Origin of the sequence: Shewanella oneidensis MR-1 (assembly GCF_000146165.2) — a bacterium.
In the GTDB taxonomy this organism is placed as follows: Bacteria; Pseudomonadota; Gammaproteobacteria; order Enterobacterales; family Shewanellaceae; genus Shewanella; species Shewanella oneidensis.
On sequence record NC_004347.2, the window covers coordinates 3,410,963 to 3,434,927 of the forward strand.

A 23,965-nucleotide genomic window follows, 5' to 3' on the forward strand; every position below is an offset into this window, starting at 1 on the left:
GATCCACGCCAAAATCCTCGTCGGAATAAAATAAGCCAATATGCCGTAAATACAAGTTACCTCATTATAGGCAAATATAGATAAAATATAAATTTTTTATATACTTATTGCTAGGGTCTGTTGATCTTTGCTGTACAAATGTTCTTCAGCAATACATCGGCAGCCACATTAACATAAACGCCAGTGACACCATACTGGCGTAATTTCTTGCTAGCTTGTCATATCTTGTTGATATTGCTCGATAGTGTTTAATTCTTCCAAAAGCATTCTCCACTAAATGTCGATACCGATATAAGCACCAATCGACTCTTTCTTGAGGTGTATTCTTATAGCGGCGCCTTGGAATAACAGATTTCCCGCCTTTATTGGCGATAAGTTCACGAAAAGCATCGCTGTCATAACCTTTATCTGCAATGACGGTATCAACCTGCTTCAGGTGCTCAATTAAGCTGGGGGCGTGTGTAATATCGTGTTTTTGGCCTTCTGATAATTCGAAATAAATCGGTAATCCTCCGCTGTCGACGGCTAAGTGAATTTTGGTTGAATGACCGCCTCGACTTTTACCAATACTCTCATTACTTAGCGTCGCTGCACCTGCACTGTGCTGGTGAGCCCGCACTATCGAGCCATCAATAAAGACCCATTCTATATCAGCAAGGTTGGCTAAGGCCTTGAATAAATGTGCTAGAACGCCTTTCTTAGACCATAAATGAAACCGTCTAAAGACCGTGCTCCAATGACCGAACTCTTTAGGTAAATCTCGCCAAGGGATACCTGTTCTAAGGCGGTAAAGAATACCTTCGAATGTTTGTCTATGTTCAGGTTTGTCATAAACACGGCCTGTGCTTTTCATTAAATGAAATAGCTTTTCCCAGCGTGCATCGGTTAGCATAAGTCTTGGCATGGCTTGAGGTTATGGTTACTTTTGGCGAAGCAAATTATAACGTCTTGCCATGCTGTCTAAAAATCACTCTCGAAAGATCAACAGACCCTAGATACCTAGCAAACAAATGCTTTATAGCTCAAGCAAGGTACCAGCCTATTAGTGTCAATTTTTTGCTGGAACATATTTTGCTAAGTCCTAACAACACTTGCTCAGACAATGAATGAAGTGACATTATGCTGGCGTTTCATCCTTTTAATCGCTCAGTTGTTCGCTCTACTCGAGGAAAACATGCAACTACAAGCCCACATTTTGAATAACTTTGCGATCAGTCGCTTTAACGAATACTACTTACCTAGTATTAACCGCCACACCTTTGAGGGTATTGACTCTAAAACCTTATACAATCGTCGTTTCAGACAATCGTTTTCTCAACAAGATAAGCTGCATATTGTGGTTGGAATGGATTCTGGACTACTGGCCAACTACGTGTTGGAGCAGGATCTCCCCATCGGCAGCAAATTTATTTTTGTTGAATTAGATGAAGTCATGCCCTTATTGGTCATCGATATCCCCGCAGACAAACAATCTGCAATCAGTATTGTTAATGAGGCCAGTTTTATTGAGTTAATGGAGCAAGATGACATAAAAGTCTTTTTAATCAAAGGCCAATATGAAATCCATCAATCCTTAGGCGTTGCATCCCAGCACTTAGATGTCTATATTGCCTTATTCAATCGCATCGAAACCAAAGTCCAAGATGATTATTTCACCCATAGGATCGGTTTTACCCAAAAAATCTTTTTCCAAACCCAGCTTGAAAATATTGCCGATAATCAAACACCAGCCAAAATACTACGGAATACATTTAGCGGAAAAACCTGCTTAGTCATTGCTGGCGGTCCTTCTCTTGACGAACATATCGATTGGATAAAACACAATAACGACAATTTATTTATTATCGCCGTTTCACGCATCGCGGGAAAATTGGCCGATAATGGCATATCCGTAGACATAATTACCTGCGTCGACCCTCAGGATTTTAGTTTCGACGTAAGCCGTGACATGTTTAAATTAAGCCACCAAACCTTGCTGGTAAATTCCTATCACGTTAGCCATAAAATCCTCTCCCAATGGAATGGCCCTAAAGCCTATTTGGGCCAACGCTATCCTTGGAGTGGCAAGCATGATCATGACAATATCATCACCGTAGGCCCAACGGTCACCAACAGCTCAATACGCCTTGCTATCGAAATGGGCTTTACTACCCTATTGCTAAGTGGTGTCGATTATTGCTATTCAAAATCCGGTTATAGTCATGCAAAAGGTACGGTTGAAGCCAGCATTGGTCCAAGTCTAGGCCGTAATAATAAATGGGTTGAAACCTACGCTGGTCAGCCAGCTGAAACTCCTATTCAGCTCATTCATGCAATGGAATCCCTTGCTGAGGAGGCCAAGACCTATCCTGATATTAGCTTTATTAATCTATCAATTAATGCAGCTAAAATTGAGGGTATTGTTCACATGCCAACAACGGCAATAGTGCTTTCATCCTTTACAGATAAATCCGTCATTGAGGTGATCAACGAGGCTACTCCCGATACTGAGGATGACTTAAACTCAGCAATACAAGAGTGCAGTAAAGCCATTAGCCAATTAGAAACATTAAGGCAGCTAACTAAAAAAGCACTTACGCTTACAAAAACACTGAATGAGGATCCGCAGGATTCCTGCTTAACGCTGGATAAAATCAACCAAATAGAAGAAGAGATTAATCTTCACTACGCCACACTGTCTCGGTTGATTAAAACCTACGGTTATTATGAGTTCTCACATTTTCTCACTGCAAGAAATACCGATAGTTGGACACAAACCCATATCAATGAAATGACGCTAAACTATTATGAAGCCTTCAATACGATATGCCATGATATTTTAGAACTCGCTAAAAAATCCTATGACAACCTTCAATTTCGACAACTCGAATTAAATTCCACCTCATTAACACCGCTTGCGCCCATTTGGTTGAAAAAAACTCAATCAGGCCGTGTTTATATTTGGGATAAATACCATAAACATCCTACATTATCTGAATCCGAGCAGGTGATATGGAATGAATTAACAGAACAATTTTCTCAGGATATTACCCTAGTAAGCCCAGTCTATGTTGAGGCATTAAATAAGGCGTCTACTGCGGAAAATATCTACACAAAAATCATGACGCTTTACGCCATGAGAAACAATCAAGGTCTATCGATAACAGTAGAAAACTTACTGCCATTCGTCGATGGCAATCCAGAATTGCAAAGACTGTATCACTTGGCTCTCGCGTTACAACTCAGCCTAGAGCAGCAGTATCAGCAAGCCTTAGATGCACTATTAGCATTACCTGAAGATCTCTGTACTGAGATGGAATTAAAACACATTATTTTGCTTGCGCTCAAACTTGAAAAACTCGATCTCGCCGAGTCAACCCTTGTCAAAATTTTGGCCTACAGTGACGAGTATATGCCGCAATATGCGCATATCCTTAAGCTATGCGGGAAAATTCAAGAGTCAGTCAACGTCTATCTAGACTACTTAAAAAAGTATGCATCAGACACCCAAACGTGGATAAAACTTGGCTTATTTATGATTGAACTTGGCCAAGCTGAAGGCGCACACACTGCGTTTAGCAATGCCCTCAATGCCGATCCGAGCAATCAAGTAGCACAACACTACGTGGCAGAACTCACCCGAATCATGGCTGAAGCACAATAATTAAAGATACCGAGCGGTAATATCTCCGCTCGGTGGTTTTATTATTTATTCCTCAGACCTTATAATGAGCCCGTTTTAGTCTTGTCATTTGCTAGGAGATTTTGTTTGTCACATACCTATATACCTTTAGACACCTATCGCCGTAAGTGGATTTTTAACCACAAAGACTTACCTGTAAGCGATGAAGACAAAACTTGTATCCTGCCATTAACGGATAAAAGTGCCATGCTGGTGTGGAATCAGTGGATTAGCAATAAGAGCAGCCGCGCCGAGCAATTTACTAAAGGGGATTGGGCGGCTAAAGCCGATGCATGGACACAAACAGATCATTGGCAAAGCGCATGGGATAGCGAGGATAACAGCCTACCCGAAATGTTAGCCGAGTTTATACAATGGCCTGAGGATACCCCTGTCTTTTTTTGCTATGAAAAATATCAGGTGATTGAAACTCGTTGGGATGTGTTTGTCCGCAATTGGAAGTGCTTTTTGTTCTTTGATGATGGTCCAATTCTGATCTCTCCAAAACAAAAACAAGCAGTCATGTTTGAACAGAACGGCCAATATAAATTAGGTGTTCGTGGCTAATCTTTAGCTGAGTTGAGAGCAACCAGAGCGCAGTAGCAATCCATCGAAACGGCTTTCGTTCTCGTTTTAAGATAAGCCTTCTATCTCTTTGTATCGATAAAAGCTGTTAGATCGTATCGTTTTAGTCCCAATCGCGCGATAGCGTTAACAAATTTGGCTATCGCTCCCCTTTTGTTTCGATTAGTATCGTTGCCGCAATCAGCCGATTAATCCAGTTGGAGACTCTACTATTTTAATTCTCTCAACTGATATAACAAAAAAATATGAGGTGTATGATGAAGTTACTCTCAACTCTGACGCTTACCACTGCTTTACTTTTCCCACTACTGACTCACGCTAAAGAGGTTTCCGGAGTCCAAGTTGCTGACAGTATCACGCTCGATGCTCAGACACTGCAATTAAATGGCGTGGGGGTACGTAGCAAATTTTTTATGGATTTGTATGTGGGGAGTCTGTACGTGCCAACCCACAGCAACACCACCGCCGAAGTAATCAATGCTCCGATAGCCGCGATTCGTCTCAATATCACCTCAGGAATGATCACCTCAGAGAAAATGCGTGATGCAATCATCGAAGGATTTGAGTATGCCACGGCCGATAATACCACGGATATTCAGCCTCAAATTGATACTTTTATGGCGCTATTTAAGGATGAAATTAAACAAGGCGACCAATTTACCTTAGTCGCCAACAAAAGCCGTGGTGTTACCGCCTATAAAAACGGTCAAGAACAAGCCACGATTGAAGGGGAAATGTTCCGCCAAGCCTTACTCAAGATTTGGTTAGGTGAAAAACCTGCCCAGGCAAGCCTCAAAGAAGCCATGCTGGGCCAATAATCAAAATCTGAACTCGAGATCCAAGGCCGCTGCGCCTTGGTTATCGAGATCAAGCGCTGCTTCATCGGTCACTTCTAATTCGCCGTTAAAGTAATAGCCCGCGTAGAGATTTAACGCGATTGCGGGTGTAACACGCCAACCGGCTCGCAGATAGCTCACCCATTCATTGGTTTCGACTACCGTTTCATCATCGGCAATTAAAAATCGCTCCGTACGGCGCGAATTCCCCAGACCCACGTTCCAAGCGGGATTGAACTGATAACTGAGTTCCAATCCTGCTGGCCCACTAAACCCAGCTTGGAAAGGGTTTGCTAGACGCCAGCGGTCATTGATCTGCCAGCTCACAGCAAGGTAAGGCAAAGTGCGCACTTCATCTATGTCGTTCAAGTAAGCCACACCAACACCTAGCATGTTTCCCGACTCAAAGGCATACATTGCTGATGCAACCACACCATAACTCTGTGCATTACTGGCGGACGCGGTATCGGCATAAGCATATTGGATTTGTGGCGAGAACATAAATGACCAATGCTTATCCATCCGATAATTAACAGATACGCTCGCACGGTAGCGGTCAATATTTTCCCAAGAGGCACCCGCATCACTAAACAACGCCGCCGTATTATTGGCGCCTGTTAAACGAATATTACGCCAATCGTAGTCAAGTCTGTCGTAGCCAAGTCTCATCCCAACGGACCATTGTTTACTCAAGGGCATAGTAACGCCAGCGTTAAGTAACAGGCTATCCCGCTGCAACTCTGTCTCACCATTGGCTACGTTGGCACTCTGGGTACTAATTTGCGATACGCTAACCTTAAAAGGCTTATATTCCTGACGAGGCTCTGCTGCGAAAACGGAGTAACTCAACAAAGGCATCAACCCTATGCACACTATGCTAGGGTTAATATTGACTCGTGAATGAAGTGGTTTAGCCACGACTGCTCCTTGCGTTACTGGTTAAATGATATGTTGCGCATAATACGCGTTACCCAAGACAAAAGTTCATTCTTAATCGAATAAGATACAAACTGATACCTTAACGCCACTTTAGTTAAACACGATAAGCTTTTAGGAACATTTCTGCACAACCGCGAATATACTGTTCACGTTCTCCCACTAAGTTATCTGCCTCCAGCCCAAGCTCTAACCTTAGTTTTAGCTCACCAAATAGCATCAAACACAAACGTACTGCACAGTGGTGTGGCTGAGTAAATCGATAGCGTCCAAGTGCTTCTACCGCGACTAAATAATCGGCCATTAACCCCACAATATGCTTAGGTCCAGCCTCAAAAAATAAGCGTGAGACTTCAGGATGGCTTTCCGATTGTGCCACACAGGCTTTAAACACCGTTATCGCCTCAGGGCTGACAATCATCTCGCCAAATTGCAAGGCAAACTCGGTAATGGTGGCTTCGGGTTGGCTTGGATCACTCAGCAAGTCATCATTTAAATTGTGACCCACGCATTTAGATTCAATCGCCGCCACAAACAGCTCATCTTTACTGCCATAGTGGGAATAAACGGTTTGCTTAGAAACGCCCGCTAATTTAGCGACTTCATCCATACTGGTATGGGGAAAACCTTGACGGCAAAACAAATCAATCGCCGCTACCAGCACTTGCTGCTTCTTTTGCTCACTTCGGCTCAAGGGGATATCAGAAGGCTGCGTCATATCATTACTCAAAAATCAATATCATTAATTCGTCTTAGTTAAGCACAAAATGGACTAGACAGTCCAGTTTCGCGCAACTAGACTAGCAAGTCTAGTTACATAAAATTAACCTAACGCTTACAGAGTAAGGATTGTGATGGACATAGCTGCCCGACGTTCTTGGCGTGAATTCGCCCTTTGTGTGATTGCCGCGACCACCTTAACCGCCTGCCAAAAAGAAGTCACTGAGCATGCCACCACAGCTCAGTTACAAAATGTCATCACCGCGCCTTTACGCTTATCGCCAAGTTATCAAAGTGAGCAAGTGTTCACTGGCACCATTCGCGCTGGTAACACGACAGGGGTTGGCTTTGAACTATCAGGAAAATTAAGTGAACTGAATGTCGATAGTGGAGCCAACGTCCACCAAGGGCAGGTTTTAGCCAAACTTGATACTCGCTTGCTTGAAGCCGAGCGCCAAGAAATCCAAGCAAGCTTAGCGCAAACTCAAGCTGATGTTGACCTTGCCACAAGCACGCTTAAGCGTAATCTAGAACTGAAAAAATCCGGTTATGTCTCAGAACAATTGCTCGATGAAACTCAAACCCAACTCGCCAGCCTAGAAGCGGCTAAAAAACGCCTGCTCGCCTCGCAGCATGCCAATCAACTTAAACTCGACAAATCACACTTACTCGCCCCCTTTGATGGCATCATCAGTCAGCGCCAACATAATTTAGGGGAAGTGGTTGCCGCGGGTAGCCCAGCCTTTACCTTAGTTGGCAGTATGAATACCGAGGCCTATATCGGTGTTCCCGTCGCCATTGCTAACCAATTCTCCACTGGCCAAAATGTCAAGGTTAGTGTACATAATCAGCCATTTACGGCAAAAATTGCGGGAATGAGTGCCGAAGTAAATCCCATTAGCCGCACTGTTCAATTGCGGATCAGTCTACCTGAACACGCCAAAGTGATTAATGGGGAAATAGCCTATTTACATCAACAACAAACCGTTGAACAAGCGGGTTATTGGGTACCGATTTCAGCACTGATTGATGGTATTCGAGGGCGCTGGAATATCTATGTGGCGGCTCAAAATTCAACAACCAAATCGTCAGATATCACTCAACGCCACATCGAGCGACGCGATGTCGATATCCTCTACACCACGCAGGATATGGCTTATATCCAAGGTGCTATTAAAGGCGACGAACACTATGTGACTCAAGGTCTACATAAGTTAGTCGTTGGCCAAGCCGTTTCCACACTCGCGACGACGAGGTAATGATGATTAAAGCCTTTGTCGAAAATGGCCGCCTAGTCAGCCTAGTGATCGCCTTGCTTTTAGTTGCCGGATTTGGGGCTATGTCCAGCTTGCCACGCACAGAAGATCCGCATATCACCAACCGCTTTGCCTCGGTGATAACCCCGTATCCAGGCGCATCCGCCGAGCGGGTAGAGGCATTAGTCACTGAAGTATTAGAAAACCAGTTACGCCGCCTTGAGGAAATAAAGCTGATTCAATCGACCTCAAGACCCGGTATTTCTGTGATTCAATTAGAACTCAAAGACACGGTAACAGATACCGATCCTGTGTGGTCTAGGGCGCGGGATCTGCTTGCTGACGCGAGAAACAGCCTACCCGATGATATACAAACACCCACCTTAGATGACCAAGTAGGCTACGCCTACACCGCCATTTTAAGTCTAGTGTGGAACGATAGCAGTCAACCTCGGGTTGATATGCTTAATCGCTACGCCAAAGAATTACAAAGCAGACTCAGACTCTTAGCCGGGACGGACTTCGTCAAACTCTATGGCGCGCCTGAAGAAGAAATTCTCGTGCAACTTGATGGTTATAAGATGAGTCAGTTGCAGCTGACTCCGGGGACTATCGCCAACATTCTGCGCAGCGCTGACAGCAAAATTGCGGCGGGTGAGATTAATAACAATCATTTTCGTGCATTAGTCGAAGTATCTGGTGAACTCGATTCCCAAAGCCGTATTCGCCAAGTGCCACTTAAAGTGGATAGCGATGGGCAGATCATTCGCTTGGGCGATATTGCGACAATCAGCCGTCAACCTAAAAGCCCTGCAGACAGTATCGGCCTCGTCGATGGCGAGCAAGGTGTTTTTGTCGCGGCACGTATGCTCAACAATACTCGCGTCGATATCTGGCAGGGACAAGTCAAGCAGTTGGTCGATGAATTCAATATCGATCTACCCGCAAATATCAAAGTGGAATGGTTATTAGAGCAAAATAGTTACACCAGTGAACGGCTTGGTGGACTCGTTATCAACCTCATACAAGGGTTTGTGATTATTCTCAGCGTGTTACTGCTGACCCTAGGGCTGAGAAATGCCGTCATTGTTGCCATATCCCTCCCCTTAACCGCCCTGTTTACCTTAGCCTGCATGAAATACATCGGCTTACCCATTCATCAAATGTCAGTCACCGGTTTAGTGGTAGCCCTTGGGATCATGGTGGACAATGCCATTGTGATTGTCGATGCCATCGCCCAGCGCCGCCAACAGGGCATGAGTCGCCTAAACGCAGTGACTGAGGCCTTACATCACCTATGGTTACCCTTAGCCGGCTCAACGATTACCACCATTTTAGCCTTTGCTCCCATCGTACTAATGCCGGGCGCAACAGGAGAGTTTGTCGGTGGCATTGCGATGGCGGTAATGTTTGCACTGTTTGGTTCCTATTTAATTTCCCATACTTTGATTGCGGGACTCGCGGGACGTTTTAGCCTTGAAGGTAAAAATCCTATTTGGTATCAGCATGGGATCAATTTGCCTTTAGTAAGTGGTTACTTTCAAGCAAGCCTAAGGTTTGCCTTAAACCGCCCACGGCTCAGCGCCATATTAATCGGCACCATTCCGCTGTTAGGTTTTTATGCATCAGGGAAAATGACCGAACAATTCTTCCCACCATCGGATCGGGATATGTTCCAAATTGAGCTATATCTCGCGCCCCACGTCAGTCTAGAAAATACGCTAAGCCAAGTGTATTTGATGGATAAGCAATTGCATCAAATCGAAGGCATTACCCAAGTCGATTGGGTTGTCGGGGGAAATACGCCTTCGTTTTATTACAATTTAACCCAGCGCCAACAAGGCGCTACCAACTATGCACAGGCAATGATAAAAACCATCGATTTTGAGCGTGCCAACGCGCTTATACCTGTACTGCAACAACGTTTCGATAAAGCCTTTCCTGAAGCTCAGGTGCTGGTGCGCAAATTAGAGCAAGGCCCCCCCTTTAATGCACCAGTCGAGTTGATGATATTCGGCCCTGATCTGGAAACATTACGTACACTCGGTGATGAAATCCGTCATATTTTGGCCGCGACACCCGATGTGATCCACACCCGCGCAACCTTAAGTGCAGGGTCACCAAAGGTATTGCTGCAGGTGAATGAAGATGCGAGTTTAATCAGCGGACTAAGCCTGACGAATATCGCCAGACAAGTCCAAATGTCAACGACCGGAGTGATAGGTGGCAGCGTGTTAGAACAAACCGAGTCATTACCTATACGCGTGCGTTTAGGCGAGAATAGCCGTGAGCAAGCGAGCCGCTTATCGGAAATTCAACTGATGACACCTTCTGGCACCGCCGTCCCGTTATCTGCACTTTCACATAATGAGGTACAGGTAAGCCGTGGGGCGATACCAAGACGCAATGGCCAACGGGTCAATACCATCGAAGCCTATATCGTCAGTGGTGTATTACCCGCCCAAGTCTTAAATGATGTTAAAGATAAAGTGGCCGCAATCAAACTGCCGGCAGGCTATCGGATTGAAATTGGCGGAGAAAGCGCTAAACGCAATGAAGCGATAGGTAACCTACTGTCAAATATCATTTTAGTGGTCACCTTATTACTAGCAACCGTGGTGTTATCCTTTAATTCCTTTAGGCTCACGGCCATTATTTTACTCAGCGCATTACAGTCGGCAGGACTGGGGCTACTTGCAGTATTTGTGTTTGGTTATCCCTTTGGCTTCCCCGTGATCATTGCGCTGCTAGGTTTAATGGGCCTGGCAATCAACGCTGCCATTGTGATCTTAGCTGAGCTTGAAGAGTTACCAGCGGCAAGAATGGGCGATAAGGCGGTCATTGTTAGCACAGTGAGCAGTTGCGGCCGTCATATCAGCTCAACCACGATCACCACTGTAGGAGGTTTTATTCCGCTTATTATTGCAGGCGGTGGCTTCTGGCCACCCTTTGCGATCGCTATCGCGGGCGGCACCTTGCTGACAACGCTGTTATCACTCGTTTGGGTGCCCACCATGTATCTACTACTGATGACAAAGCGCCATTCGACACAAGCAGCGACCTTGTCGCCTCAAATGGCATCATGAACCAAATATTGATACAACTTATCTTTAAGGTGGAGCCGCTCTAATTTTAAGGCCACAAAGTGCTCATCATCAGTGGGCACTTTGGTTAACTCTAACGCGCGGATTTTGTGGTCTAATTCATGGTAGCGCTGCGCCATAGTCGCAAAGATCGTATTATTTTTTTTAAGATGACGAATGTGGTCAGCAAAATCTGGAAACTCATAAATTAACGCATGATTTTCGCCAAGCATAATGTCACTCCTTGTTGTCTTGTCTCAGCTCAATTGCGATAGTGCATAGTAAATCTGCTATTTGCTCTCCCCAAATATCACGCTGAAACACCTTTCCCATCCTTCAGAACGACATTCCAATCCATCAAAATTATGTGAAGTTATTGTGGGCGTTAATTGGCAATATGTCAGCGAACTATTAATAAATAATAGAAAATATTAGACCCAAATCAAGACCATGACGTAAAACTTAGGTTAGATTAGCGTTAACCTTTACCCTATAGGATCGCACAATGAACTATAAAAATTGGCCTATTGCAAAACAAATCGGTACCCTCGCGTTTGTCCTCACCCTGATTGTTTTCTGCATACTTGGTACCCTCTCCTATAAATCCGCTTCAAATGTACTCGAAGATAAAGGCATCAGTGCCATGAAAGCGGAGATGCACGCAGTATCCGATATGCTTGAGTTGCAATACGATAGCTTGTTGCAATTAGCGAGACGCAATGCAGATGTGTTTAAAGGAATGTATCCAGGCCAATTTAGTCTCTTAGATAAAAAGGTCGATATACTCGGGGTGAACACTCCTGCGCTAATGCATGAAACGGAGCAGCTTAACGCCTCAAAGAGTAAAGTCGACCGTTTTGCTAACCTCACGGGCGGTACCGCTACCGTATTTGCTCTGGCAGGGGATGACTTTGTCCGCATTGCAACCTCCGTTAAAAAAGCCGATGGCAGCCGCGCCTTAGGCACCTTTTTAGGAAAAAACCATCCAGGTTATCCCACCTTGATGAAAGGGGAGATTTATGAAGGATACGCCAAACTTTTTGGTAAGGACTATATGACGGTCTACCGCCCCATTAAGGATATGCAAGGACAAGTCATTGGGATCTTATTTATCGGTTTTGAAATAACCCAATCCTTAAAACAATTACAAGAAGCGGTAAATAAAATCACGCTAGAAGAAAGCGGCCATTTTCTGTTAATGCGTAAAGCTGACAATGTGCTCGTCGCGCATCCCAAATTCAATACTGGCGAACCAGTAACAGAGTCAATGCTTGATGGCCTAACCCTCAGCCAAGCCACACAAAACCAAGCCGAATGGCGCTATGCCAACAGTAAAAACCAACCAATGTTTGCCTACAGCCAAAATGTTAACGGCTGGAACTGGATGCTGATTGGGCAAGTTAACGCCAATGAATTAAATGAAGAAGGCCTGCTGTTATTAACCATCAATGCCATAGTAGCCGTATCAGGCATAGTGTTAATTACAGTGCTGCTGTCCTTGGTGCTACTGCGCTCACTTAAGCCTTTACACGCACTACAACAGCACATGGAAATCATTGGTTCAGGGGACTTTAGCCATCATCTACCACCATCGGCTTTTGATAGTCAAAATGAAGTCGATAAAATCACCACCAGCGTCTCCACAATGTCATCGGAATTACGGCAATTAATCAGTGCTCTGCAAACATCAGTGCAGAGTATTGAGCAGCAAGCGTCAAAAGCGCAGCGAATTGCCAAACAAAATGGCGAAGAAGCTCAAGCGCTAATGCAACAAACAGATCAAATTGCGACGGCAATCGAAGAAATGTCAACGTCAATCCGCGATGTCGCAAATCATGCTCAAGAGGGTGCCAATCAGAACCAGCAGGTCGACATCGCCGCTAAAGAAGGTCAACAGCAACAAACTCGGTTGGTACAAGACTTACTGAAACTAAGCCAACAACTCAACAATAGCCATCAAGCCGTTGATAAAGTCAGTCAAGAAAGTGAAGCAATCAGTAAAGTCACGGAAGTGATCAACAGTATTGCTGAGCAAACTAACTTACTTGCCCTCAATGCGGCCATTGAAGCAGCCCGAGCGGGTGAACAAGGGCGAGGTTTTGCCGTAGTCGCCGATGAAGTTCGCACCTTGGCTAAACGGACCCAAACATCGATTCTAGAAATCGGTCAAACCATTGATAAACTGCAAACCCAAGTCAAAACCACAACGAGTCAAATGGCGCAAAGCCATCAGCTCGGTATCGCCTCAGCAAATCAAGGGGAAGAAACCGGTCATCAACTTGAGGAAATTAATCGCAGAATCGCTGAGCTTGCCATCAGCTCACGTAATATTGCCTCAGCAACCGAGCAACAAAGCAGCGTCGCCCAAGAGATCACCCACAATCTGCATCAAATCAGCGAGCTGGCCAATGAAGGAGAGCACAGAGCCGCCGAGACAGTCAATTCAGCGAATGAGTTATCTTCCCTCGCCATTGCGCTTAAGCAGCAAATTAGTCAATTTAAGGCCTAAGTCAGACTAAGCCCCATATAAATACCGTCCATCTGGACGGTATTTTTTTACGTTATTTAGCACTCTAATTTCTACTGATAAAGTGATCTCGATAAGCGCATTGACCACTTAGATATTAAGCATCTAGCACAAAATAATAAACAGCCCAAATAGCTGTAGTGACAGCTGGTCATATAGACTGCTGCAAAACTTGCCCGTAAATGGGCTATAGGCTGCCAATAACCCCCAAAGCACTTAGCTGTTTTGCAGAGCAATAAAAAACCCCGCTTTGGCGGGGTTTTAAATGGTTTACGCTATAGGGATCTAGCGATTACTCTGGGTCATCGCTTGAGCGGTCCATGTTCTCAGTGTTTTCAAGCCAAAGCGCGTTGATAACACCAAAGGCACAGGCTAACAAAACCCCTAATATCCACGTGAAATACCACATAGTAGATGCTCCTTAGTTCTAATAGAGTGAGGCTTTGTTATCTTCAATATGCTTGCGGCTTAAGCGGCCAAACATTTTGAAGTAAGTCCATACTGTGTAACTTAACACTATGGGAACAAAGACAATCGCAGCCCATGTCATTACCGTTAAGGTCATTTCACTCGCTGTCGCATCCCACATGGTTAAACTCACGTTAGGGTCTAATGATGAAGGCATAACGAATGGGAACATTGCTGCACCACAGGTTAAGATCACCATTGCTACAGCTAACGAGCTGAACAGGAAGGCAAAACCAGAGCGATTTAAGCGGCTTACAACAATCACTAATAGTGGTAATGCTACACCTAATACAGGGAACAGCATGGTAATAGGATACTTGTCATAGTTGGCTAACCATGCACCTGCTTCAACCGCAACGGTTTTCAACGTTGGGTTAGACACTGCATTATGGTCAAGGGCTGAAGTCACTACATAACCATCAATACCATTGGCTAACCACACACCTGCAGCGGCAAATAATACGGCCACTAACAGTGCAAACAGTTGAGTGGCATTGGCAGCACGTACACGCAGCTCACCTTCAGTCTTCATTTGCAGCCATGCAGCGCCTTGCATCATAAACATGGTGACGCTGACTAAACCTGCGAGTAAACCAAATGGGTTTAACAGGCCAAATAAGCCGCCATGGTAGGTCGCGCGCAGGAATTCATCAAAATTGAATGGAACACCCTGCAACAAGTTACCAAAGGCTACACCGATGATCAGCGGTGGCACAAAGCCGCCAACAAACAGAGCCCAATCCCATGACTTACGCCACTTTGGATTTTCGATTTTAGAACGGTAATCGAAACCCACTGGGCGCATGTAAAGGGCAAACAGCACTAACATCATGGCGACATAGAAGCCAGAGAAAGACACTGCATATACCATAGGCCAAGCGGCAAATAGGGCACCACCTGCGGTAATCAACCACACTTGGTTGCCGTCCCAATGGGGCGCAATCGTATTGATCATGATACGGCGCTCGGTATCGTCTTTACCGATAATCGGTAATAACGCCCCTACACCCATATCAAAACCGTCTGTGACCGCAAATCCGATGAACAGTACGCCGATCAGAGCCCACCAGATTACTCTCAACATTTCATAATCAAACATAATGAAATCCTCTGCTTAGGCTTCTAATTTCTCGAAGTGATAACGACCAGTCTTTAAACTGCTGGGTCCAAGACGGGCAAACTTAAGCATCAAGAATATCTCGATCACTAGCAGCACAGTGTAGAACAGTGAAATCGAGATGATACTGAACCACAAATCGCCAGTCGTTAAGCTAGACGCAGACATAAAGGTTGGCAGAACCTCAGAGATGGTCCAAGGTTGACGGCCATATTCAGCCACAAACCAACCACACTCAATCGCAATCCAAGGTAATGGCAAGCTAAAGAGCGCCGCTTTAAGTACCCATTTATTCTCTTCGATCTGGTGACGCGTGCTTTGCCAGAATGCCGCTGCGAACACGAACAGCATGACAAAACCTAGGCCAACCATGACACGGAAGCTCCAGAACATAGGCGCGACATTGGGGATAGAATCCTTAGCAGCAGCTTTAATTTGCTCTTCAGTCGCATCAACCACGTTATTGGTATAACGCTTCAGCAGTAAGCCATAACCTAAGTCTACTTTTGCCGCTTCAAATTCAGCGCGTAATTCAGGGGAGGTATCACCAGCACGCAGTTTAACTAGCATTGCATAGGCTTTCATACCATTGCGAATACGCACTTCGTGCTCGCTAATTAAGTCATGAATACCTGTTACTTGTTCATCTAAAGAACGCGTTGCTACGATACCCATCGCATAAGGAATTTTTACTGCAAAGTCAGTTTCCATGGTTTCTTGATTAGGGAAACCAACCGCAGTAAAGGCAGCAGGAGCCGGCTCAGTGTGCCACTCAGCTTCAATCGCGGCTAATTTAACGCGTTGCGCCTCACCCACTTTGTAGCCTGATTCGTCACCCAGAACGATAACTGACAGGATAGCAGCCATACCAAAGCTTGCAGCAATCGCAAATGAGCGACGTGCAAAAGGTAAATCACGTTTCTTCAGAATGTAGTAAGAACTGATCGCTAACACGAACATTGCGCCAGTGACATAACCAGAAGCCACAGTGTGAACAAACTTCACCTGTGCAACAGGGTTAAAGACGACTTCGGCAAAGCTGGTCATTTCCATACGCATGGTTTCGTAATTGAATACTGACCCAACAGGGTTTTGCATCCAACCGTTTGCCACCAGGATCCACAGAGCAGATAGGTTAGAACCTAGCGCAACCAGCCAAGTGACCGCCAAATGTTGGCGCTTGCTGAAACGGTCCCAACCAAAGAAGAACATACCCACGAGGGTTGATTCAAGGAAGAACGCCATCAAACCTTCAATGGCCAGTGGTGCACCAAAAATGTCACCTACATAATGCGAATAATAAGACCAGTTAGTACCAAACTGGAATTCCATCGCTAAACCTGTTGAAACACCCAAGGCAAAGTTGATACCAAACAACTTACCCCAGAACTTAGTCATATCTTTATAAATGTGTTTATCTGTCATCACATAAAGTGATACCATGATAGCTAGCAAAAATGCTAACCCCAATGTTAAGGGAACAAATAGGAAGTGATACATGGCTGTCAGCGCAAACTGTAGCCGCGATAGCTCAACAACCTCTTCAACAATCATCGGTGACTCCTTACGTGGTGCGTCCAATTGCTACGACAACATGAGCCATTCATAGCAAGTGCCTTTGTAGGATAGTGAGTTTTCATTTTGTGTTTATAGCTGAGGCCAGTATAAACCGTTAAATATCATCTTTTTCATTACATCGAGGCAGCAAGGCCTAAAAATCCCCTTTTTCCGCACGTACTGAGACCCTAGTCACACTATCGTTCAGCTTTGAGACTTCCACCTCACCACCCAATCCTACAAATGATCCCATCGATATAAATATCAGATAGTTAAGATATTTAATCGCTTTCATTTGTGAGTATTTTATACCACCCGCCTTTGATTCAAATCAATCAAACTCAGGGGTTTAGATGGGTTTTGCTACGGGGCACACACTTCACTTTACCAGCCAGTTGACATATCAATAATTATAGAGTAGAGAAACATCGTCTGCAGATAAAAAATTAAACTTTTAAGCACTTAACTGCAAATTAACCACGTAACCATCAAAAATATAAGAAAACAAATTTAAAACAATGTTGCAACTAATGAAATGCAACAAAACATAAAATCACAACAAAAACAATTACCCTTTATTTTTAGTTAGTTAATCAAAATAAAAACATCTACAACTAAAATAACACCATATCAATGATTAGTTTTTTTAATGCTTACATGTATTTTTTCTCGTTTGAGCCACACAATAAGATTGGTTAATATATCTCCTGTGTTAAGGAGACGGTTTGATATGACTGGTGAAGCGTCCCAGACAAGCCCAACTCTGCGCACATAGGTGTAACTTTGGTGTGGAGATAGAGATATGACAAACTTATTTGAACGTCTGGTTAACAGCTATAAGCGTGTTTTTGTTGAACTTTATACAGCACGCGAGCTGTAATCGTTTACCGCTTAATCTGAATTAATACTGATTTGATTTGAAGTTTTGTTAGCGCAAAACGAGCCCCCTTCTCATTGAGTTGGGGGCTTTTTGTTTTTATTATCCAACAATTATGACGAATATGACGCCTAATTAAAGGCGAGCTGGCTTTGTTTCAATTGTGTGAACTACTTATTAAGAGGTATTTAGTCGTTTAAGTCGGCATATTTCAAATCGAGTGCATTAGAAATGCTGCACATATTGCTAACATATTAAAATGGCTTATTTTTTTAAAGATGCGTTTTATATATAAAAAAGGAGCGAAAAATTTCGCTCCTTTTTAGTTCACTTAACTAGATATTTTATCAATAAAAACCTTAGCCTAGGTTAACTCGCGCATTGCGGAACATGCGCATCCATGGACTGTCTTCACCCCAGTTGTCAGGGTGCCAAGAGTTAGCCACAGTTCTAAATACACGCTCTGGATGTGGCATCATCAGTGTCACACGACCATCAGTAGTACAGATCCCCGTTAAACCATTGGGCGAACCATTCGGGTTTTGTGGATATTGGGTCGCAATCTCACCTTTACCATTAACAAAACGCAGCGCAATAGTGCCTGAGGCTTCTGCTAACGCTAACGCTTGAGCGCTGGCAAATTCCGCATGCCCTTCTCCGTGAGACACGGCAATTGGCATACGTGAACCCGCCATGCCTTGGAAAAACAGCGAAGGACTTTGTTGCACTTCGACTAAGCTAAAACGCGCCTCAAAACGCTCAGAGCGGTTACGCACGAAACGCGGCCAGTGCTCGCTACCAGGAATAATTTCCTTCAGGTTTGATAGCATTTGACAGCCGTTACACACCCCGAGCGCAAAACTTGAATCACGTTCGAAGAAACGTGAAAACTCATTGCGGGCACGCTCGTTAAACAGAATCGACTTAGCCCAACCTTCACCTGCACCTAATACGTCACCGTAGGAGAAGCCACCACAGGCCACCAGACCTTGGAACTCTTCAAGACTTATGCGACCTGACAGAATATCAGACATATGCACGTCGCGGCTCTCAAACCCGGCGCGATCAAACGCGGCCGCCATTTCGACATGGGAGTTAACGCCCTGCTCACGCAGAATTGCCATCTTAGGTGCAGCGCCTTTAAGAATATAAGGCGCAGCCACATCTTCACTCGGGTCAAAGCTTAAGTTAACGGTTAAGCCTAAATCCGTTTCATCTTGCTTGAGCTTGAACTCTTCAAGCGCGCACGCAGGGTTATCACGCATGGCTTGCATACGATAGGTGGTTTCTGACCACACTGTACGCAGTGCAACACGGGTATCGCTGAAGATTTCACGCGCGCCATCTTTAATGGTGATGCATTGATCATCTGCCAAAGTCCCAATCACATGGCAAGGTACGCCTGCAATGGCAAACTGGGCAGCAATTTTTGCAGCATTATCACGACTCACTTGCAGCACAGCGCCGAGCTCTTCATTAAAGAGTCTTTCTAAATCAGTGCCCTGTAGATCTTCTACATCTATATCTAAACCAATATTACCCGCAAAGGCCATTTCCACTAAGGTCGTGAATAAACCACCATCGCTGCGATCGTGGTAAGCAATCACTAACTTGTTAGCCACCAGCTTTTGCATGGTTTCGAAGAAACCACGTAATAGCGCGGCATCATCTAAATCTGGCGCGACATCACCTAACTCACCGTAAACCTGCGCTAAACAAGAACCACCTAAACGGTTTTGGCCAGCGCCCAAATCAACTAACAATAACGAGGTTTCACCTTTATCGCTGCGCAGTTCTGGCGTCACGGTATTACGAATATCCTGCACCACACCAAAGGCCGTGATGACCAATGACATTGGTGAGGTCACGGTTTTATTCACACCATCTTGCTGCCATGCGGTCTTCATCGACATGGAGTCTTTACCGACTGGAATCGTCAAACTGAGCTCAGGACACAATTCTTCACCGACGGCTTTCACCGCTTCATAAAGACCCGCGTCTTCACCTGGGTGACCCGCTGCTGACATCCAGTTGGCAGACAATTTGATGCGTTTAAATGAACCAATATCAGCACCGGCAATGTTCATAATCGACTCTGCCACCGCCATACGGGCTGAAGCACCAAAATCGAGCAGCGCCAGCGGCGTACGCTCACCCAGTGACATGGCTTCACCAGCGTAGGTGTCAAAGCTTGCCGCAGTCACCGCGCAGTCAGCTACGGGCACCTGCCATGGGCCAACCATTTGGTCACGGTTAACTAAACCCGTTACCGTGCGGTCGCCAATGGTGATAAGGAAGGTTTTGTCTGCGACAGTCGGTAAGCTCAGTACACGCTTAACCGCATCTTTCACATCGATTTGACTTTGCTCAAGCGCAGGAGAAACCGCCTTAGCAGACACCACATTACGGCTCATCTTAGGTGCTTTACCTAATAACACTTCAAGTGGTAAATCGATGGGGTTATTATCAAAATGACTGTCAGCTAAGGTTAAATGCTGCTCTTGTATCGCCTCACCCACTACCGCAAACGGTGCGCGCTCACGCTCACAAATCGCCGTAAATAAAGGTAGATCTTCGGCGGCAACCGACAATACATAACGCTCCTGCGACTCGTTACACCAGATTTCCAGCGGGCTCATGCCCGGCTCATCCGATGGCACATTGCGCAGATTGAAAATGCCACCCCGGTCGCCATCGTTAACCAGTTCAGGGAACGCGTTGGATAAACCGCCCGCGCCCACGTCGTGGATAAATTGAATGGGGTTTTTATCACCTAATTGCCAGCAGCGGTCGATCACTTCCTGACAGCGACGCTCCATTTCGGGGTTTTCACGCTGTACTGAGGCAAAGTCTAAATCTTCGCTCGATTGGCCAGATGCCATAGAAGATGCCGCGCCGCCACCCAAACCGATGTTCATCGCAGGGCCGCCAAGTACAATCAGCTTAGCGCCGACAGTGATCTCACCTTTTTGTACATGCTCTTCGCGAATATTACCTAAGCCACCCGCTAACATAATCGGCTTATGGTAACCACGCATCTCAACACCATTGTGGCTAGAGACTTCTTGCTCATAGGTACGGAAATAACCTAATAACGCAGGACGACCAAACTCGTTGTTAAACGCGGCGCCGCCGAGCGGGCCTTCGGTCATAATGTCCAGAGCGCTAACGATGCGATCTGGCTTACCGTAGTTGCCTTCCCAAGGTTGAACAAAGCCAGGGATTTTTAAATTCGATACGCTAAAGCCTGTTAAACCCGCTTTAGGTTTTGAGCCGCGACCCGTTGCGCCTTCGTCGCGAATTTCACCGCCAGAGCCAGTCGCCGCACCTGGATAAGGGCTGATTGCCGTAGGATGGTTGTGGGTTTCCACTTTCATCAGTACGTGCATTGGCTCAGTGTGGTAACTGTAAACCCCATTTGGATCGGGGAAGAAGCGACCCGCCACCGAGCCTTCCATCACAGCGGCGTTATCTTTATAGGCAGACAACACATGATCAGGCGTGACTTCGAAAGTATTTTTAATCATTTTGAACAGTGACTTAGGCTGCGCCTTACCATCAATAGTCCAATCAGCGTTAAAAATCTTGTGACGACAGTGCTCAGAGTTTGCTTGGGCAAACATCATCAGCTCGATATCGTTTGGATTGCGGTTCAAACGGACAAAATTTTCGACTAAATAATCGATTTCATCTTCGGCAAGCGCCAAACCCATTTCGACGTTGGCCACTTCGAGCGCACGGCGACCTTCAGCCAACACATTAACACTCTTGAAAGGCGCGGGTTCTGTACGCTTGAACAGCACATCGGCCTTAGCAAAATCGTTCAGAACCACTTCAACCATACGGTCGTGCAATAAACCCTGTAAGGTTCGTTGCTGCTCAGCGGTCAAAGTGTCTGACTCAACATAATAGGCAATACCACGCTCCAAACGCTTCACCTTACCAAGACCACAATTGTGGGCGATATCAGTAGCTTTAGAGGACCATGGGGAAATTGTGCCGGGGCGAGGAGTAACAAACAGGAGTGAACCTTGGGGGGTATGGGCTTCGATAGCAGGTCCATAGGTGAGAATTTTTTCAAGTTGCTCGCGCTCAGTAGGCTTAAGCAACTCGCTCAAATCCGCTAAATGAACATACTCAGCATAGATTTGGCGTACCGGAAGCGCCGCGCTTACGCAGGCCTCCATTAGCTTTTGCACTCTAAACGTCGAGAGTGCTGGGGCTCCGCGGATGATCTCCATCACGTCAATTCACCTTATTATTTATAATTGCAGGGGTCAGAGATGGCGCTATTATAGGGAAATGTCTGTCACAAATCACCTGTGACCTTACGCAAAACAGTGTTTCCTATAAGATAAAAAGCGCGCTTTTTATCCTCCTTTGTGTGCCATTGAGTACGATTTTTTTTACGTAATTGGTAACAAACGGATATAATCACAGCAATGTCAGCCAAGTTATCTTAGTTCCCCCGCTGACCTCCAACTATTCATCGTACTGATTTTATTTAATAAAGTGTATTTAATGACTCGATTTTTGTTCGCTATTATCTTGGGTTTATTACTGACTGCCTGTCAGCAAGAGACCGTGGAAGAAACAGAATTCGTCCCGCATAAACTCACCGAATTAAGAGTCGGCACCCTCTATGGCCCACAAATTTACATGACCTCAGGCCAAGGCAACAGTGGCTTCGATTATGATATGGCAGTGCTCTTTGCCGAATATCTCGATGTTCCCTTAAAAATGGTGCCTTATACAAATCTTGCTGAACTTTATGATGCGCTGAAAAAAAACGAGATCGATATCATTGCTGCGGGCATGACCGAAACCCCTGCTCGTCGAGAGCATTTTCGTTTAGGTCCACCTTTGTATCGCGTTAATCAAGTATTGGTTTACCGAGAAGGCATGCCTGCACCTAAAGATATCTCTGATTTGAAAGGTAAAATAACCGTTATTGCCGACTCTTCGTTTGTCGAAACCTTAACTCAATTACAGAAACGTCATCCAACACTTGTGTGGGATCAAGTGACGGATAAAGATAACGAAGAACTGCTGACGATGATCGCCAATAAGGAAATTGACTACACCATTGCAGACTCGAGCAGCGTGCAAATTAACCGCCGATATTTACCCGTCTTACGATCTGGACTGGTACTGGAAGAAAAACTCAATGTTGTCTGGTTGTTGCCCCCCACCCATAGCGATGGCTTGATGAGTCAATTGCTAGCATTTTGGCATCAAGAGAAACTCGCTGGTACACTCGATCACCTTAACGAGAAGTACTTTGGCCATGTTAAACGTTTCGACTATATCGACACACGCGCCTTCCTGCGCGCTATTGAAACCGTTTTACCACGTTATCGGCAGCACTTTGAAACCCACGCAGGTGACTTAGATTGGCGTAAATTGGCCGCGACCAGTTACCAAGAATCCCACTGGAATCCTAATGCCCGCTCACCTACTGGCGTGCGCGGTATGATGATGCTGACGCAGCCGACAGCAAAAGAGATTGGGATCACCAACAGACTCGACGCCGAAGAAAGTATTCGCGGCGGAGCAGCTTATTTACGGGATATGATTAACCGCTTACCTGAATCGATCCCCGAAAGCCAACGTATGTGGTTTGCACTGGCATCCTACAATATCGGTTATGCCCATGTAGAAGATGCGCGAAAACTTGCCGAATCCATGGAGTTAAACCCTAACGCTTGGCAAGACCTTAAAAAAGTATTGCCACTGCTACAAAAACGTAAATACTACCAAAAGACACGCTATGGTTACGCCCGAGGCAGCGAAGCCGTCCATTACGTGGATAGTATTCGCCGCTATTACGACACCTTAGTCTGGGTAGATAATCAATCTAAACAACAAAATAGCGAAGAAGTTGCACCGAGCGACCTCACTGCGGAAGAAACACCCGTACCAGCGCCAGGCACCTTAAGCCCTGATAAACCCAAATAGTCCCCCAAACGGCCGCATAAATATTTGAATTACACCGCAACGTTGATATTAAATAGCGTTAAGCCTTAGATTTTAATCTTAGATTAAGTGAATGCACGCTAAAGTGAGTCGATTTTGGGTAAAAACGCTGCTTTATCGCGCAGATGCATCATGGGGGATTGCCGCCTGATATCTCTGCTGATACTGTCGTAATGACAGATAAAGACAATAATGATTGCAACGTTAACCATTGTCCTCTGAACAAAATGGTAACCAAAGCAAAATAGCCTTAACTTAAACAATAACAAGATTGAAAACGGGGTCTATATGAGAAGAAAAACCATCAATAACAACGCATCTCGCCGTCGCACCTTACTGAAAATCCGCCATCGCCGGGTGCTAAAT

Annotated in this window: 15 protein-coding genes; 7 read left to right on the top strand and 8 right to left on the bottom strand. The window is 45.3% G+C overall.

All coding sequences use genetic code 11. The annotated features are described in order from the left end of the window. Positions 1–145 precede the first annotated feature (145 nt). Positions 146–904: an IS5-like element ISSod6 family transposase gene (locus SO_RS15280; protein ID WP_011073155.1), complete on the bottom strand. Its 759-nt coding sequence runs from the start codon at positions 902–904 to the stop codon at positions 146–148. Positions 905–1,174: 270 nt separating this feature from the next. Here SO_RS15280 and SO_RS15285 point away from each other — a divergent pair, with 270 nt between their 5' ends. The 3 genes from SO_RS15285 (at position 1,175) to SO_RS15295 (ending at position 5,064) form a co-directional block, all read left to right on the top strand. Continuing rightward, positions 1,175–3,643, top strand: coding sequence for a motility associated factor glycosyltransferase family protein (locus tag SO_RS15285; RefSeq protein WP_011073156.1), 2,469 nt, complete (start codon positions 1,175–1,177; stop codon positions 3,641–3,643). Positions 3,644–3,748: 105 nt separating this feature from the next. Next, on the top strand, positions 3,749–4,228 hold the full coding sequence (locus SO_RS15290; RefSeq protein WP_011073157.1) for a DUF2947 domain-containing protein: 480 nt from the start codon (positions 3,749–3,751) through the stop codon (positions 4,226–4,228). Between the two features lie 275 nt (positions 4,229–4,503). Further along, on the top strand, positions 4,504–5,064 hold the full coding sequence (locus tag SO_RS15295) for a chalcone isomerase family protein (RefSeq protein WP_011073158.1): 561 nt from the start codon (positions 4,504–4,506) through the stop codon (positions 5,062–5,064). Here SO_RS15295 and SO_RS15300 read toward each other — a convergent pair whose 3' ends face one another. Next, complete coding sequence (locus SO_RS15300) at positions 5,065–5,940, bottom strand: DUF6268 family outer membrane beta-barrel protein (protein WP_238560602.1); 876 nt, start codon at positions 5,938–5,940, stop codon at positions 5,065–5,067. It lies immediately after the preceding gene. A 175-nt stretch (positions 5,941–6,115) separates the two neighbouring features. After that, on the bottom strand, positions 6,116–6,736 hold the full coding sequence (locus SO_RS15305) for a TetR/AcrR family transcriptional regulator (protein ID WP_011073160.1): 621 nt from the start codon (positions 6,734–6,736) through the stop codon (positions 6,116–6,118). 136 nt (positions 6,737–6,872) lie between these two features. On the opposite strand from SO_RS15305, the gene SO_RS15310 reads away from it, so the two are divergent. After that, entirely contained in the window at positions 6,873–7,997 is a 1,125-nt protein-coding gene (locus tag SO_RS15310) for an efflux RND transporter periplasmic adaptor subunit (RefSeq protein WP_011073161.1), read from the top strand. Between the two features lie 2 nt (positions 7,998–7,999). Then, the gene (locus SO_RS15315) at positions 8,000–11,080 is read left to right on the top strand and encodes an efflux RND transporter permease subunit (protein ID WP_011073162.1); all 3,081 of its coding nucleotides are present in this window, start codon (positions 8,000–8,002) and stop codon (positions 11,078–11,080) included. Here SO_RS15315 and SO_RS15320 read toward each other — a convergent pair. Further along, a complete protein-coding gene (locus SO_RS15320; RefSeq protein WP_011073163.1) occupies positions 11,065–11,310 on the bottom strand; it encodes an HP1242/YdcH family protein in 246 nt (81 codons plus the stop codon). The genes SO_RS15315 and SO_RS15320 overlap by 16 nt on opposite strands. A 272-nt stretch (positions 11,311–11,582) precedes the next feature. On the opposite strand from SO_RS15320, the gene SO_RS15325 reads away from it, so the two are divergent. Beyond that, complete coding sequence (locus tag SO_RS15325; protein WP_011073164.1) at positions 11,583–13,586, top strand: methyl-accepting chemotaxis protein; 2,004 nt, start codon at positions 11,583–11,585, stop codon at positions 13,584–13,586. 310 nt (positions 13,587–13,896) lie between these two features. Here SO_RS15325 and cydX read toward each other — a convergent pair whose 3' ends face one another. The 4 genes from cydX to purL form a co-directional block, all read right to left on the bottom strand. Beyond that, entirely contained in the window at positions 13,897–14,013 is a 117-nt protein-coding gene (gene cydX / locus SO_RS15330) for a cytochrome bd-I oxidase subunit CydX (protein WP_011073165.1), read from the bottom strand. An 18-nt stretch (positions 14,014–14,031) separates the two neighbouring features. Beyond that, a complete protein-coding gene (cydB, locus tag SO_RS15335) occupies positions 14,032–15,171 on the bottom strand; it encodes a cytochrome d ubiquinol oxidase subunit II (RefSeq protein ID WP_011073166.1) in 1,140 nt (379 codons plus the stop codon). 15 nt (positions 15,172–15,186) lie between these two features. Continuing rightward, entirely contained in the window at positions 15,187–16,743 is a 1,557-nt protein-coding gene (locus tag SO_RS15340) for a cytochrome ubiquinol oxidase subunit I (RefSeq protein ID WP_011073167.1), read from the bottom strand. Between the two features lie 1,239 nt (positions 16,744–17,982). Beyond that, positions 17,983–21,864, bottom strand: coding sequence for a phosphoribosylformylglycinamidine synthase (gene purL / locus SO_RS15345; RefSeq protein WP_011073168.1), 3,882 nt, complete (start codon positions 21,862–21,864; stop codon positions 17,983–17,985). A 280-nt stretch (positions 21,865–22,144) separates the two neighbouring features. Between purL and mltF the strand changes: the two genes are divergently transcribed. After that, positions 22,145–23,581: a membrane-bound lytic murein transglycosylase MltF gene (mltF, locus tag SO_RS15350; protein ID WP_011073169.1), complete on the top strand. Its 1,437-nt coding sequence runs from the start codon at positions 22,145–22,147 to the stop codon at positions 23,579–23,581. Positions 23,582–23,965: the final 384 nt, after the last annotated feature.